The 13,716-nt window shown below is 67.5% G+C and carries 14 protein-coding genes; 6 read left to right on the forward strand and 8 right to left on the reverse strand.

Annotated elements, in window-relative coordinates:
• Positions 1–54: 54 nt before the first annotated feature.
• The gene (locus C5B91_RS12190; protein ID WP_008095208.1) at positions 55–1,344 is read left to right on the forward strand and encodes a tRNA (N(6)-L-threonylcarbamoyladenosine(37)-C(2))-methylthiotransferase; all 1,290 of its coding nucleotides are present in this window, start codon (positions 55–57) and stop codon (positions 1,342–1,344) included.
• 43 nt (positions 1,345–1,387) lie between these two features.
• On the opposite strand, the gene C5B91_RS12195 is transcribed toward C5B91_RS12190, so the two are convergent.
• Positions 1,388–1,879 (reverse strand): GNAT family N-acetyltransferase, encoded by a 492-nt coding sequence (locus C5B91_RS12195; RefSeq protein ID WP_049967770.1) that lies wholly within the window; start codon positions 1,877–1,879, stop codon positions 1,388–1,390.
• A gap of 89 nt (positions 1,880–1,968) precedes the next feature.
• Here C5B91_RS12195 and C5B91_RS12200 point away from each other — a divergent pair, with 89 nt between their 5' ends.
• Complete coding sequence (locus C5B91_RS12200; protein ID WP_115819387.1) at positions 1,969–2,556, forward strand: S26 family signal peptidase; 588 nt, start codon at positions 1,969–1,971, stop codon at positions 2,554–2,556.
• Between the two features lie 15 nt (positions 2,557–2,571).
• Here C5B91_RS12200 and C5B91_RS12205 read toward each other — a convergent pair whose 3' ends face one another.
• The 3 genes from C5B91_RS12205 to map all read right to left on the reverse strand — a co-directional run bounded on the left by C5B91_RS12205 (position 2,572) and on the right by map (position 5,141).
• Positions 2,572–3,507, reverse strand: a complete 936-nt coding sequence (locus C5B91_RS12205; protein ID WP_049967768.1) for a cation diffusion facilitator family transporter — start codon at positions 3,505–3,507, stop codon at positions 2,572–2,574.
• Between the two features lie 81 nt (positions 3,508–3,588).
• Positions 3,589–4,158 carry an HIT domain-containing protein gene (locus tag C5B91_RS12210; protein WP_008095217.1) on the reverse strand — a complete coding sequence of 190 codons (570 nt, stop codon included), beginning with the start codon at positions 4,156–4,158 and terminating at the stop codon, positions 3,589–3,591.
• Between the two features lie 92 nt (positions 4,159–4,250).
• Positions 4,251–5,141 carry a type II methionyl aminopeptidase gene (map, locus tag C5B91_RS12215; RefSeq protein WP_004974836.1) on the reverse strand — a complete coding sequence of 297 codons (891 nt, stop codon included), beginning with the start codon at positions 5,139–5,141 and terminating at the stop codon, positions 4,251–4,253.
• 183 nt (positions 5,142–5,324) lie between these two features.
• Here map and C5B91_RS12220 point away from each other — a divergent pair, with 183 nt between their 5' ends.
• Both C5B91_RS12220 and ppk1 read left to right on the forward strand, forming a co-directional pair.
• Complete coding sequence (locus C5B91_RS12220; protein WP_008095220.1) at positions 5,325–6,026, forward strand: metallophosphoesterase family protein; 702 nt, start codon at positions 5,325–5,327, stop codon at positions 6,024–6,026.
• Between the two features lie 60 nt (positions 6,027–6,086).
• Positions 6,087–8,342, forward strand: coding sequence for a polyphosphate kinase 1 (gene ppk1 / locus C5B91_RS12225; protein WP_115819388.1), 2,256 nt, complete (start codon positions 6,087–6,089; stop codon positions 8,340–8,342).
• A gap of 15 nt (positions 8,343–8,357) precedes the next feature.
• Here ppk1 and C5B91_RS12230 read toward each other — a convergent pair whose 3' ends face one another.
• Genes C5B91_RS12230 through C5B91_RS12240 form a run of 3 tightly spaced genes read right to left on the reverse strand, consistent with a single transcriptional unit; the run spans position 8,358 to position 10,724 of the window.
• Positions 8,358–8,618: a lipoyl domain-containing protein gene (locus C5B91_RS12230; protein WP_008095224.1), complete on the reverse strand. Its 261-nt coding sequence runs from the start codon at positions 8,616–8,618 to the stop codon at positions 8,358–8,360.
• Positions 8,619–8,649: 31 nt separating this feature from the next.
• The gene (locus C5B91_RS12235; RefSeq protein ID WP_004974849.1) at positions 8,650–9,690 is read right to left on the reverse strand and encodes an alpha-ketoacid dehydrogenase subunit beta; all 1,041 of its coding nucleotides are present in this window, start codon (positions 9,688–9,690) and stop codon (positions 8,650–8,652) included.
• Positions 9,690–10,724, reverse strand: a complete 1,035-nt coding sequence (locus C5B91_RS12240) for a thiamine pyrophosphate-dependent dehydrogenase E1 component subunit alpha (RefSeq protein WP_115819783.1) — start codon at positions 10,722–10,724, stop codon at positions 9,690–9,692. Before C5B91_RS12240 ends, C5B91_RS12235 begins: the two co-directional genes overlap by 1 nt.
• Positions 10,725–10,890: 166 nt before the next feature.
• Between C5B91_RS12240 and C5B91_RS12245 the strand changes: the two genes are divergently transcribed.
• Positions 10,891–11,532 carry a dienelactone hydrolase family protein gene (locus C5B91_RS12245; RefSeq protein ID WP_115819389.1) on the forward strand — a complete coding sequence of 214 codons (642 nt, stop codon included), beginning with the start codon at positions 10,891–10,893 and terminating at the stop codon, positions 11,530–11,532.
• A gap of 49 nt (positions 11,533–11,581) precedes the next feature.
• On the opposite strand, the gene C5B91_RS22440 is transcribed toward C5B91_RS12245, so the two are convergent.
• Positions 11,582–11,737 carry a hypothetical protein gene (locus C5B91_RS22440; RefSeq protein WP_008095233.1) on the reverse strand — a complete coding sequence of 52 codons (156 nt, stop codon included), beginning with the start codon at positions 11,735–11,737 and terminating at the stop codon, positions 11,582–11,584.
• A gap of 122 nt (positions 11,738–11,859) precedes the next feature.
• Between C5B91_RS22440 and C5B91_RS12250 the strand changes: the two genes are divergently transcribed.
• On the forward strand, positions 11,860–13,671 hold the full coding sequence (locus C5B91_RS12250; protein WP_008095235.1) for a formate/nitrite transporter family protein: 1,812 nt from the start codon (positions 11,860–11,862) through the stop codon (positions 13,669–13,671).
• The last annotated feature ends 45 nt before the right edge of the window (positions 13,672–13,716 follow it).

The raw sequence follows: 13,716 nt of genomic DNA on the forward strand, positions 1-13,716 counted from the left end.
CTCGGGGGAGACCGCGGCGTTTTTGCCCGCTGACCCGGTATGTGGGATAACCGAATGGCCCGATACCACATCGAGACATACGGCTGCACCTCGAATCGCGGCGAGAGCCGCGCCATCGAGAGCGCGCTCCGCGACGCCGGTCACTACCGCGTCGACGGGCCCGAGGAGGCCGATGTCGCCATCATGAACACCTGTACGGTCGTGGAGAAGACGGAGCGGAACATGCTCCGTCGGGCCAAAGAGCTGGAGTCGGAGACGGCGGACCTCATCATCACCGGCTGCATGGCGCTCGCGCAGGGCAACGACTTCCGTGAGGAGGGCATCGACGCCCAGATTCTCCACTGGGACGACGTGCCGACCGCCGTCACCAACGGCGAGTGTCCCACTCCCGGCCCCGGCGTCGAACCCGTCTTGGACGGCGTCGTCGGCATCCTGCCAATCGCCCGCGGCTGTATGTCGAACTGCTCGTACTGCATCACGAAGTTCGCCACCGGCCGGGTCGATTCCCCGTCGGTCGACGAGAACGTCGAGAAGGCGCGGGCGCTCGTCCACGCCGGCGCGAAGGAACTCCGCATCACGGGCCAGGACACCGGCGTCTACGGCTGGGACAAGGGCGACCGGAAGCTCCCCGAGCTACTGGACCGCATCTGCACCGAAATCGACGGCGAGTTCCGCGTCCGCGTCGGCATGGCCAACCCCGGCGGCGTCCACGGCATCCGCGAGGAACTCGCCGGCGTGTTCGCCGAACACGACAAGCTCTACAACTTCATCCACGCGCCGGTGCAGTCCGGCTCCGACGAGGTGCTCGAACACATGCGTCGCCAGCACCGCGTCGACAAGTTCAGAGAAATCGTCGAGACGTTCGACCGGGAGCTTGCGTACTGGACGCTCTCGACCGACTTTATCGTCGGCTACCCGACCGAGACCGACGAGGACCACGAGCGGTCGATGGAGCTGCTCCGCGAGATTCGCCCCGAGAAGGTCAACGTCACGCGCTTTTCGAAGCGCCCCGGTACCGACGCCGCCGACCTGAAGGGCCTCGGCGGGACGCTCAAAAAGGAGCGCTCCAAGGAGATGTCCGAGGCGAAGATGGACATCGTCGCCGCCGCCTACGACGAGATGGTCGGCACGGAGCGCGAGGTGCTCGTCGTCGAGGAGGGCACCGGCGATTCCGTGAAGTGCCGCGACGAGGCCTACCGACAGATAATCGTCCAGAACGCGACCGAACACGGCCTCGAACCCGGCGACTTCGCCCGCGTGAAGGTGACCGCCCACCAGACCGTCTACGCCTTCGCCGAACCGGTCGAGGCACAGCCCGACCCGCGCGAGCCCACCGCTGCCTAAGCGGTCGATTCCCCGCCGATTCCCCGCCGACCGCACTCGTTTCTCAGCGCTCGTCGCGCCCCCGAACGCCGTCCTCGCCGACCCGGAGAAACATCCCTTTGGACGCCGGCGCGGTCGGTTCGAACCCCCAGCGCTCGTAGTAGCCGTCCACGTCGGCCAGGAGGTTCACGAACGCCGACGGCGGGGCCTCGCGGTCGAGGTAGTCCACGAGCGCGTCCATCACGCGGGTGCCGAGCCCGCGGCCCTGATGGTCGGGGTGAACCGCCACGTCGACGACCTGAAAGACGGTGCCGCCGTCGCCGACGAGCCGACCCATGCCGACGACGAGCTCGTCCGAGTCGTCGCCGCCACGGGCCACGTCAGCGTCGCCATCGCGGTCACCGCCGTCGAAGACGACGCGCACGCCGAACGTCGTGTTCGGAACGCCGCGCTCGGCGGCCGCGAGCGACCGGGGAGGCATTCCGGCGGCGTCGCGGAGGGCGACGTACGTTTCGGGGTCGGGAAACTCGGGGACGAGGCGGTAGTCGTCGGTCACGATTCGGCCGTCGCGCCGCCCGGTCCTAACGGTTTCTCTCCGCCGAACCCAGCAACAGATTGATAGCGACCCGCGGGGTGACAGCACCCGTGTCCGACGACAGCCCATCGGAGCCCCGAACACTCGCGAGAGACGCGCTGGAGACGGTCGCTATCGTCGTCGCGGTCGGCGCGGTGCTCTTCGCGGTGAGCGGCGTGTGGCCCCCGATGGTCGCCATCGAGAGCGGGAGCATGCAACCCACGCTCGAACGCGGCGACCTCGTCGTCGTGACCGCGGAGGGTCGCTACGGCGGCCCCGCGGCCGACGACTACGGCGTCGTCACGGCCAACGCGAGCGAGGGCTACGGACGGCTCGGTGGGCCGGGCGACGTCGTCGTCTACGACGCGCCGTCGCACCCCACACCCATCATCCACCGCGCCGTCTTCTGGGTCGAGGAGGGCGAGAACTGGTACGACCGGGCCAACGAGTCCTACGTGAGCGGCGCGGGCTCCTGTGCGGAGCTTCTGAACTGTCCCGCGCCGCACGCCGGCTACGTCACCCGCGGGGACAACAACGACTACTACGACCAAGCGCAGGGTATCGCCGTGCCGGTCCGCCCCGACTGGGTGCGGGCGAAAGGCCAGTTCCACGTGCCGTACCTCGGAGCGCTACGGCTGGAAGCCGAGAAACTGTTCTGAACACCCCCCGACGCGTCAGCGACCGTCGCCGCCGTCGGGCGAGAACATGGTGTAGCGGTCCGTCTCGTCGTCTTCCTTCCACTCGCCGAGTTCCCGCGGGTCGATGTGGACGAACACGTCGTCGACCTCGTCGATGTTCCGAATCGCCTGGACGACCCACGTCTCGATGTCGTGGGCCTCGGTAATCGTCATGTCGCCTTCGACCTCGATGTGGAGGCTCACGTCGATTTCGGGGCCGACGTAGTGGGCGACCACGTCGTGTGCGCCGTAGACGTCGGGGTGCGACAGGGCGGTCTGGACGATGAGCGCCCGGAGGTACTCCGGCGGGGCGGCCCCGACGAGGTAGTTCACGTTGTCGCGGACGATTTCGTAGCCGGTGTAGACGATGCCGATGGAGACGACCATGGCGGCCAGCGGGTCCAAGATTGGGTAGCCGAACTGCCCGCCAATCACGCCGACGAGCGCCGCCCCAGCGGTGAGGATGTCGTTTCGGTTGTCGACGCCGGCGGCGACGAGCGCGGGCGAGTTCTGCTCGCGGCCGACCGAGTAGCAGTAGCGGTAGAGGACGTACTTGGCCGCCGCCGCGACGACGAGGACGACGACGCCGAGCATCCCCGCGTCTCCGCCGTAGGTTCCGGCGAGGATGCTGGACGTGCTCTGCCAGAGAATCGCCCCGCCGGCGGCGAAGATGCCGACCGCGACGAAAAGCGAGATGAACGGCTCGATGCGCTCGTGGCCGTGGGGGTGTTCCCAGTCCGGCGGCTTCGTCGTCAGGTAGAGGCCGCCGAGGATGATGGTGCTGTAGACAACGTCCGCGAGGCTGTTGACCGCCTCGGACCCGAGGGCCAGACTCCCGGTCGTCCACCACACGCCGCCCTTCCCGAGGACGAGAAGCAGGTTCGCCACGAGGACGACGAATCCGACTCGACGGATGGCCCGCTTTCGCTCCATTACCGTGGCTTTCGGGAGTGGGGTTCAAATGCGCTTCGGGCCGGAGCGGCCCATTAGATGCACTTGATGCGAGTTTTAGAGTCAGTCTAATCCGAAGTGAACCGCGTCGTCGTCGCCGTCGACGACCGCGCCGTCGAGGCCGGCGAACGCCTCGTGAAGTTGGTCGTAGGAGTCGTCGAGGGCCTGCACGAGCACTTTCGTGTCGGAGATGACCGGCATGAAGTTCGTGTCGCCGCTCCACCGCGGGACGACGTGGGTGTGGAGGTGGTCGTCGATGGAGCCGCCGGCGGCCGACCCGCCGAGGTTCTCGCCCGCGTTGCAGCCGTCGGGGTCGAAGGCGGCGTCCAACGCGGCGAGCGTCTTCGATTTGAGCCGCGCGTGGTCGAGGAGCTCCGCGTCGGAGAGGGCGGCGAACTCGCCGGTGTGGCGGTACGGGATGACCATGACGTGGCCCGGCGCGTAGGGGTAGTTGTTCAGGAGGACGAACGAGTGCGGGGAGCGAGCGACGATTTTGCTCTCCCTGTCGTCGTCGCGTTCGGGGAGCGCACAGAAGGGACAGCGGTCGTCGTCCGGGTCGTCGGCGTCGGCCGCGTCTTGGTCGTCGTCGCGGGCGACCCACTCGATGCGCCACGGGGCGAACAGTTGGTCCATGGCGGCCCAACGGGACCGGACGTGCAAGCCGTTTCGGTCTCGGAGCGGTCGATACCGACCTCGAGCCCGACGCCGACCCCGACTTCGTCCGATTACCGCGTGAGGTTCTCGTAGCCGTCTTCGGTGACGATGATGGTGTCTTCGGCCTGTCCGACCAGCGCGCCCTCCTCTTCTTTCAGGACGGGGTAGCCGCGCAGGATGCCCTGTTGTTCGAGCCGGCGGATGGCCATCTCGGAGCGGCCGCCCTCGAACCAGCGACCCGCGAAGGGGAGCAGTTTGTACTTCTCGCGGACCTCGTCGAGCAGTTTGCGCGACATGCGGTCGCGGACCGAGCGGTCGTTGACGAGGCTGTAAATCTCGTTTTTCGAGCCCTCGGTGACCTTGCCGGAGCCGTCGGTGGCGAACGGTTCGATGGCGACCACGTCGCCGACTTCGAGTTCGACGCCGCGCTCTGCGCCGCGGTTCGGGATGGTCGGGTCGGTGTGGGCGTCCCACTGTTCGACGCCGTGGCCCGAGAGATTGAGGACGGGCGTGTAGCCGTAGCCGCGAATCACGTCCTCGATTTCCGCGCCGATTTTCCCGGTGTGTGCGCCCGCTTCGACCATGTCGAGGGCGGCGTCGAGCGCCTCTTCGGCGGACTCGACGAGTTCGTCGTTGCCCGAGAGGTCGACGGTCACGGCGGAGTCGGCGATGTAGCCGTCGACGTGGACGCCGACGTCGAGACAGACCATGTCCTCGCCGAACACGGTGTCGTCGTCGCGGCCGGGGCTGGCGTGCGACGCCTCCTCGTTGACGCTGATGTTGACCGGAAAGGCGCAGCCGTCGGCGAGTTCGCGGATGCGACCTTCGGCGTACTCGGCGACTTCGAGGTGGGTGACGCCGGGTTCGACCATCTCGGCCGACTCGTCCAGCACCGTGCGCAGGACCTCCCCTGCCTCTCGATACTTCTCGACCGTCTCGTCGTCGAGGGGTCCGATGCTCATGGTCGCGACTTCGCGGCCGCGCCGGAAAGCGATTGCGGGATGGCCGGCGACTGAGCGCGGGCCGCCGCAGCCGACTCGGACACCATGCGAGACAAATGCTCTCATGTCTATATAGCACAACATTCCGAAACTAGCAACCCTTTCTTAGGTAGCCGTGCTCAGAAACAGGAGAGAACGTTTCCAATGAGTGTCCCATCCTTCCATCCCGACGTCGCCGAGCAACACCTTCGAGTCGACATCGACGACTGGGACGACGTGTACGTCGTCGGCGACGTACACGGGTGTCTGCCGGCGCTCGAACGCCTCGTCGATCGGCTCGACCCGTCCGAGGACGACCTCGTCGTCTTCGTCGGCGACCTCGTGCGGAAGGGGCCGGACAGCAAGGGCGTCGTGGACTACGTCCGCGAGCGCGACAACTTCCTGACCGTCCGCGGCAACAACGAAGAAAAGCTCATCCGGGGCACGAAGGAGATAGACGCGCTGACCGACGACGACCTCGAGTGGATTTCGAACCTCCCGGTCGCCATCACGTGGGACGGGGCCATCGTCGTCCACGGCGGCATCCACCCCGAGAAACCGCTGTCCGAACACGACATCGACGCCCTCGAAAACACCCGGGCGATGAACCCCGGCGACAGCTACGACGGCCCGTTCTGGTTCGAACACTACGAGGGCCCCGAGCGCGTCTTCTTCGGTCACACCGTCATGGCCCACCCCGCCGTCTTCGAGCACGCGATGGGTCTCGACACGGGCGCGGTCTACGGCGGCGCGCTCACGGCCTACGACCTCCGCGCCGACGAACTCGTCGCCGTCGAGTCCGAGGTCACCCACGAGTCACGCAAGGACTCGAAGATTCTCGAACCGCGCCAGCCCGCGCTGGTCTGAGCCGCGCCGGGGCGGAGGCGGCGAACTAAAGGTCGCCGCCGAACCATCTCCTCTCAGCACATGTCCGACGACGAGGCTCGCGGCGGCGACTCGCAGGCCCGGCAGAGTCAGACGACCGCGCCGGTCCGCGTCCGCGAGCGCGGAGACGGTGAGTCGACCTCAGCCGACGCCGACCTCACCGACCCCGCGCTGTACCTCAACCGCGAACTCAGCGAACTCGCCTTCCACGAGCGCGTCCTCCACGAGGCGGTCGACGACCGCAACCCGCTTTTCGAGCGCGTCAAGTTCCTCTCGATTCTCACCTCGAACCTCGACGAGTTCTTCATGAAGCGCGTCGGCGGCCTGAAACAGCAGATGGCCGCCGGCGTGAGCGAACTGTCGCCCGACGGTCGGACGCCGAGCCGACAGTGGTCGCTCGTCCTCGACCGCGCCCGCGACCTGCTCGACCGGCAGTCGGCCTGCTTTCACGACCTCGTCCGACCCGCGCTCGCCGACGCGGGCATCGAAATCGTCGGCTACGACGACCTCGCGCCCGACGAGCGGGCGGCGCTCCGCGACTACTTCGAGGCCTCGGTCCTGCCGACGCTCACGCCCCTGACGTTCGACCCGGCGCACCCGTTCCCGTTCATTTCGAACCTCTCGCTGTCGCTCGCGGTCCGGACGACCGAGGGCGACGACGAGCCGACGAAGTTCTCGCGGGTCAAGGTCCCCGGCAACCGCCCGCGACTCGTCAACGTCGACGAGCGCGTCGGCGACGCGGACGGGGCGACCGTCGCCGATGCCTCCACCACCGAATCCGCCGGCTCAGCCGCTCCGGTAAGGTTCGTCCCGCTCGTGGCCGTCATCGAGCGCAACATCGACCTCCTGTTTCCGAACGTCGACGTCGTCGACACCTCGGCGTTCAGGGTGACGCGGAACGCCGAGGTCCGCCGGAACGAGGAGGTCGCCGAGGGCCTCATCGCCACGATAGAGGACGTGCTCCGCCAGCGTCGGTTCGCCACGGTCGTTCGGCTGGAAGTCCAGTCGGGCACGCCCGAGGCGGTCCGCGACCTGCTCGCGGAACAGCTCGACGTGGACGACCCCGAGGTGTTCGAGCGCGACCTGCCGCTGGACTACGGGGCGCTCACGTCGCTTTTCGACCTCGACCGCCCGGAACTCGAAGTCGAGCCGTGGACGCCGCAGCCCCACCCGCGGTTCGCCGGGCGCTCCGCCGACGACCCCGAGTCGGTGTTCGCCGAAATCGCCCGGAAGGACGTGCTCGTCCACCACCCGTACCACTCGTTTACGGGCACGGTGGGAACGTTCCTCGCGGCCGCCGCGGCCGACCCGGACGTGCTGGCCATCAAAGCCACCATCTACCGGACCGCGCCGGACTCCGAGGTCATCGAGACGCTCATCGAGGCCGCGAAGAACGGCAAGCAGGTCGCGGTGATGGTCGAACTCAAAGCGCGGTTCGACGAAGAGAACAACCTCCGGTGGGTCCGCCGCCTCGAAGAGGAGGGCATCCACGTCGCCTACGGCACTATCGGGCTGAAAACCCACTCGAAGACGGCGCTCGTCGTCCGCGAGGAAGACGACGAGGTGCGACTGTACTCCCACGTCGCCACCGGGAACTACCACTCCCAGACGGCGAAGCTCTACACCGACCTCGGGCTGTTCACGACCGACCCCGACATCGGTCACGACCTCGTGCGCCTGTTCAACTTCTTCACCGGCCACTCGCGGCAGGAGACCTACCGGAAACTGCTGGTCGCGCCGACGAACCTCCGCGAGGAGATGACTCGGCTCGTCCGCCGGGAGGCCGACCACGCCCGCGCCGGCCGCGACGCCCGCATCGTCGCCAAGATGAACTCCCTCGAAGACCCCGCGATGGTCCGCGAACTCTACGAGGCGTCGATGGCGGGCGTCGATATCGACCTCGTGGTCCGGGGCATCTGCCGGCTCAGACCCGGCATCGAGGGGCTCTCGGAGAACGTCTCGGTGTCGAGCGTCGTCGGGCGGTTCCTCGAACACTCGCGTATCTTCTACTTCGAGAACGGGGGCGAGCCGGACTACTACGTCGGTTCCGCGGACTGGATGACTCGCAACCTCGACCGTCGGGTCGAGGCCGTCGCGCCCGTCGAGGACCCCGAGCACCGCGCCGAACTCGACGCCGTCCTCGACGCGCTCCTGTCGGACAACCGCCGGCGCTGGGTGATGGACGCCGACGGTCGGTACGAACAGCGCCGACCCGGCGACGACGAGCGGGTCAGAGAGGCCCACCGAGAGCTGATGGACCGGGCGTTCGGCGAGGCGTACCGGGCGGGCGACGACTGACCAAAAAAGACCGATTCAGGCGCTCGGTTGCACCCGCGCGAGCACGTCGCCGCGGTCGAAGTCGCCGCCCTCGGCGACGAGTATCTCCGTGACCGTCCCCGTCGCCGGCGCGGCCACGTCGATGCTCACCTTCTCGACCTGTATCTCGCAGAGCGTCTCGCCCTCGTCGACCGCCGAGCCCTCGCGGACGAACCAGTTGGCGAGGTAGCCCTCGACCACGTCGTCCGCGTCGTCGGGCCAGACAGACGCCGAATCGACGTCGATGGCGTCCGTCATGCGCGACCTCCGTCTGGTTCCGACGCTCCCGTCATTCGTGGAGTTCGCGGACGGCCGCCGCGATGTCGTCGGTGCCGGGGTTGACTTCGTCTTCCAGCGAGCGGGCGTAAGGAATCGGCACGTCCGGGATGGCGAGACGCTTGACGGCCGAGAGGTCGTCCAGCGCGCCCTCGGCGGCCCGCGCGATGATTTCCCCCGTCACGCCGAACGACTGGTAGTCCTCGTCGACGACGAGGAGTTTGCCGGTCTTGCGGACCGAGTCGAGCACCGTCTCGGTGTCGAGAGGCACGAGCGTCCGGAGGTCGATGACCTCGGCGTCGATGCCGTCGTCGTCGAGCTGTTCCGCGGCCTCCATCGCCCGGTGGACGTGCAGGCCGAGGGTGACCACGGTCACGTCGTCGCCGGGGCGCTTCACGTCCGCCTCGCCGAACGGAATCGTGTAGTCGTCCTTGGGAACCCCAGTCTTCGGGCCCGAGGGCGAGGGCATCCAGCCGAGGCCCATGAGGCGCTTGTGGAACATGTAGACGACCGGGTCGTCGTCGCGGATGGCGCTGTGCATCAGCCCCTTGGCGTCGTAGGCCGTCGAGGGGACGACGACTTTCATCCCCGGCAGGTGGGCGAAGGTCCCGTAGAGCGTCTGGGAGTGCTGGCCGGCGTCGTTGTAGGTGCCGCCGACGGCCGTAGTCAGCACCATGGGGACGGAGAACGACCCGCCGCTCATGTAGGTGTTCTTCGCCATGTTGTTGTAGATTTGGTCCATGGCGACGCCGAAGAAGTCGACGAACATCAGTTCGGCAATCGGGCGCATGCCGGCCTGTGCGGCCCCGACGGCCGCGCCGAGGTAGGCCGTCTCGCTGATGGGAACGTCCATCACGCGGTCGCGACCGAACTCGTCCAAGAGGCCCGTCGTACTGGAGAAGATGCCGCCGTAGTCGGCGACGTCCTCGCCCATGTAGAACACCTCCTCGTTCTCGCGCATCTCCCACGCGATGGCTTCCACCATCGCCCGGCTCATGGTCAGTTCGCGGTCCGTCTCGGTCGCCTCCGTGTAGTCTCGTGATTCGGTCGCCATCAGTTGTCACCTCCCGTCTCGTCGGCGTCACCCGACGCGCCTGTCGCGCTCCCGCCGTCCGTCGCCGCCTGCGCCGGCGGGTTCGTAAACACGTTCTCGTACGCCTCCTCCGGGTCCGGTTCGGGCTGTTCTTTGGCCCACGAAATCGCCTCCTCGACCCGCTCGTGGGCGCGCTCGCGAATCTCGTCGAGTTCGTCGTCGGTCACGCCGTGCGAGCGGAGGTCCTCGGCGAGTCGCTCGATGGAGTCGCGCTGTTTCGCGCGGTCGATGTCGGCCTCCGGGCGGTACGCCTCGGCGTCGCCCATGAAGTGACCCATCCGGCGGTGGACCTGCACCTCGATGAGCGTCGGCCCGTTGCCGTCGCGGGCGCGCATCACGGCCTCGCCCGCGGCCTCGTAGACCGCCGTGGCGTCGTCGGAGTCGATGCGGACGCCCGGCAGGTCGAAGCCGGCGGCGCGCTGTGCGCCGTTCTGCACGTCGGTCACGCGGTCTTTCGGCATGCTGATCGCCCAGTCGTTGTCCTCGACGACGAAGACGACCGGGAGGTCGTGGACCGCCGCGAGGTTCAGCGATTCGAGGAAGCCGCCCTGGTCGATAGCGCCCTCGCCGAGGAAGGCGACGGCGACCGAGTCGGTGTTCCGCTTTTTCGCGGCCATCGCCGCGCCGACCGCCGGCGGACAGCCCTGCGCGATGATGCCCGAACACGCGAAGTTCACGTCGGGGTCGAACAGGTGCATGTGGCCGCCCTTCCCGCGGCACAGCCCCGTCTTCCGGCCGAAAATCTCGGCCGTCATGCGCTTGAGGTCGACGCCCTTCGCGATGGCGATGTGGTGCGGTCGGTGCGGCGCGGTCACCGTGTCGTCGTCGCGGAGGTGCATGCAGACGCCCGCCCCGGACGCCTCGTGGCCGGCCGCGAGGTGCAGTTCGCCGGGAATCGGCCCCGCCGAGATGTCGAACGCCGGCTGTTTGCCGACGAGGTACTCGTCCACCAGTCGCTCCTCGTAGTGCCGAGCGGTCACCATCTGCTCGTACATCGTCTGTAGGTCGGTAACACTCACCATGGTTGGCGTCCGGGTGTACTCCCGTAGAACTATTAACATTAATTGTGTAAGTCATGACCATCAGAACGAGCGGACTGCGGATTCACGCGAAGCGACGGGTCGAGACAGGTCTAAGCCCGACTCGAGCGTATCGTCTCGTATGAACGACACGACGCCGAACCTCGTCTCGATACCCGTCGGCGACGCGGTGCTGGAGGGCGACCTCCGCGTTCCGTCCGGGGCGTCGGGACTCGTGGTGTTCGCCCACGGCAGCGGCAGCAGCCGCAAGAGCCCGCGGAACACCTTCGTCGCCGAGGTCATCCGCGACCGCGGGCTCGGGACGCTCCTTTTCGACCTGCTCACGGAGTCGGAAGACGAGACGTACGAGACGCGGTTCGACATCCCGCTTCTGACCGAGCGACTGCTCGGCGCGACCGAGTGGCTCCGCGGCCGCGACGACGCCGCCACCCTCGACTACGGCTACTTCGGGTCGAGCACCGGTGCGGCGGCGGCGGTCCTCGCGGCTGCCGACCTCGGCGACGACGCCGGCGCGGTCGTCTCTCGCGGCGGGCGCGTCGACCTCGCGGAGTCGCGGCTCGGCGACGTGACGGCACCGACGCTGTTCGTCGTCGGCGGTGCCGACGAGCCGGTTTTGAGCCTGAACCGCGACGCGTTCGACCGACTGGACTGCGAGAAGTCGCTGGCGGTCATCGACGGCGCGGGCCACCTGTTCGAGGGGCCGGGCGAACTGGACGAGGTGGCCGACCTCGCCGCCGACTGGTTCGAGAGCCACCTCGGCTGAGGGCGTCGCCCGCGGTCGCCGGCGACCACGGAGCGGCGGGTCGGGACGGTCAGCGCGAGAACTTGCGGTCCTTCGCGGGGTCTTCGACGACGACCCACCAGCGGACGTCCTCCTTCGGGTGGCGGCGCTCGACGTGTTCGTCGAGTCGCTCCCCGGAGTCGAAATCGCGGCCGCAGCGGTTGCAGCGGTGGTGTCTGTTGGCCATGGGTACGGATACGCCGTCGATGCTGATCAACATATATGGGTGGCCGCTTCCGACGCGACCGAACTGTTGTAGACGGCCTGAACCGGTACGTTTAGAACGGTTTATTCGAAAAACACCGCTCAATGACAGAACCCGAGTCGACGGAGCTCGACGAATCCGTTCGCGAGGCCGTCGAACGGTCACGAAGCGGCGCGCCGGCGGTCGGTTCGGTGGTTCGAGACCGGTTTTCGTCCGACGAGGTGTTCCAGCGCATCGTCGCGGCCGCGGACGAGGAGATAACCTCCGGCGCGCGGGAACTGTTCTTCAGCGCCCTCGCCGCGGGCTTCGCGATTACGATCACGTTCCTCCTCTACGTCTCGATGAAAGCGTCCACCGGCGGCGACCCGGTGTTAAGTGCGATGCTCTACCCGCTCGGGTTCATCTACATCATCATCGGGGGCTATCAGCTCTACACCGAGAACACGCTCCCGCCGGTCGCGTTGACGCTGGAGCGGTTGGCCAGTATCCCCGCGCTCTTGCGTAACTGGGTCGTCGTCCTCGCGGGGAACCTCTTCGGCGGGACGCTCGGTGCGGCCGCCCTCGCCTTCGGCGGCGTCCTCTCGCCGGAAGCCGCGAACGCGGCGCTCGAACTCGCTCAGAAGGGCGTCGAGACGCCCTGGTGGAGTCTCTTCTTCAAGGCCGCGTTCGCCGGCCTCATCGTCGCCGGCGTCGTTTGGGTCACCTTCGCCGCCCGCGACACCATCTCTCGCCTCGTCGTCGTCTACCTCGCGTTCCTCGCGGTTCCGCTGGGTGGCCTCTTCCACGTCGTCGTCTCCTACACCGAGATGGTCTACCTCGTGATGAACGGCCAGCTGGCGTTCCTCGTCGGCTTAACCGAGTTCGTCGTCCCCGTGCTGTTGGGCAACACCTTCGGCGGCGTCGTCCTCGTCACCGTCGTCAACTACTTCCAGACGACGGAAAACCGGTTGGAATCCGCTCGCTTCGAGGGGGCGAAACGACAGCTCTCGGTTCGCGAGTGGGTGCTGGGTGGGCTCGCGGGACGGTCGTACGTCCCGCTCATCGAGACCGAAGAGGGAACCGAAGACCACCCGGACTCCTACCGGGTCGTCGTCCCCATCGCGAATCCGCGGACCGAGTCGCACGTCGTCGAACTCGCCTGCGCGCTCGCGAAGTCGAAAGAGGACGCTATCGTCGATATCGTCCACGTGGTGCAGGTCCCCTCGCGCGTCTCGCAACGCTACGGTGCCGCACAGAACCAGCGGATTATCGCACACTCCAACGAGCAGCTCGAAGACGCTCGCGAACGCGCTGCCGGCTACGATATCGAAGCCCGGACGTCGACCGTCGTCTCACACCGCTCGTTCGAGGAGATATTCACCGTCGCCCGACGCAAAGACGCGGACCTCGTCGTCATGGGCTGGAGCAACGACCGAATCTGGGCGGGGGGACGTGCAGAGCGGACGATGAGCGAGTTGACGAGTCGCCTGCCCTGTGATTTCCTCGTCCTCAACGACCGGAACTACGACACCAGTCGACTCCTCTTGCCGACGGTCGATAGCGCCCACTCGGCGCTCAGCGCCGAAGTCGCGAAATCCCTCCACTCGACCGTCGGGTCGGAGGTGACGCTCCTTCACGTCGTCGACGGCCCGGACGACCGCGAACGGGGCGAGGCGTTCCTCTCCGACTGGGCGACCGAACACGGCCTGCAGGACGCGGCGCGAATCGTCGACGACTCCGGCGACATCGAACGAGCCATCGCCGACCGGGCCGACAGCCACTCGATGGTGCTGATGGGAGCGACCGAACGGGGCCTTCTCACTCGACTCCTGACCGACTCGCTGCACCTCGACGTGGTCAACGACACCGACCACGCGGTTCTCTTGGTGGAGCGCGCCACCGACCGAAGCCTCAGGCAGCGTCTGTTCGGACGCTGAGGCGGTCGGCTACTCTCCTCGCGGCCGTTCGCTCTCTGCAACTCA

The organism is Haloferax sp. Atlit-10N (genome assembly GCF_003586325.1).
Classification (GTDB): Archaea; Halobacteriota; Halobacteria; order Halobacteriales; family Haloferacaceae; genus Haloferax; species Haloferax prahovense.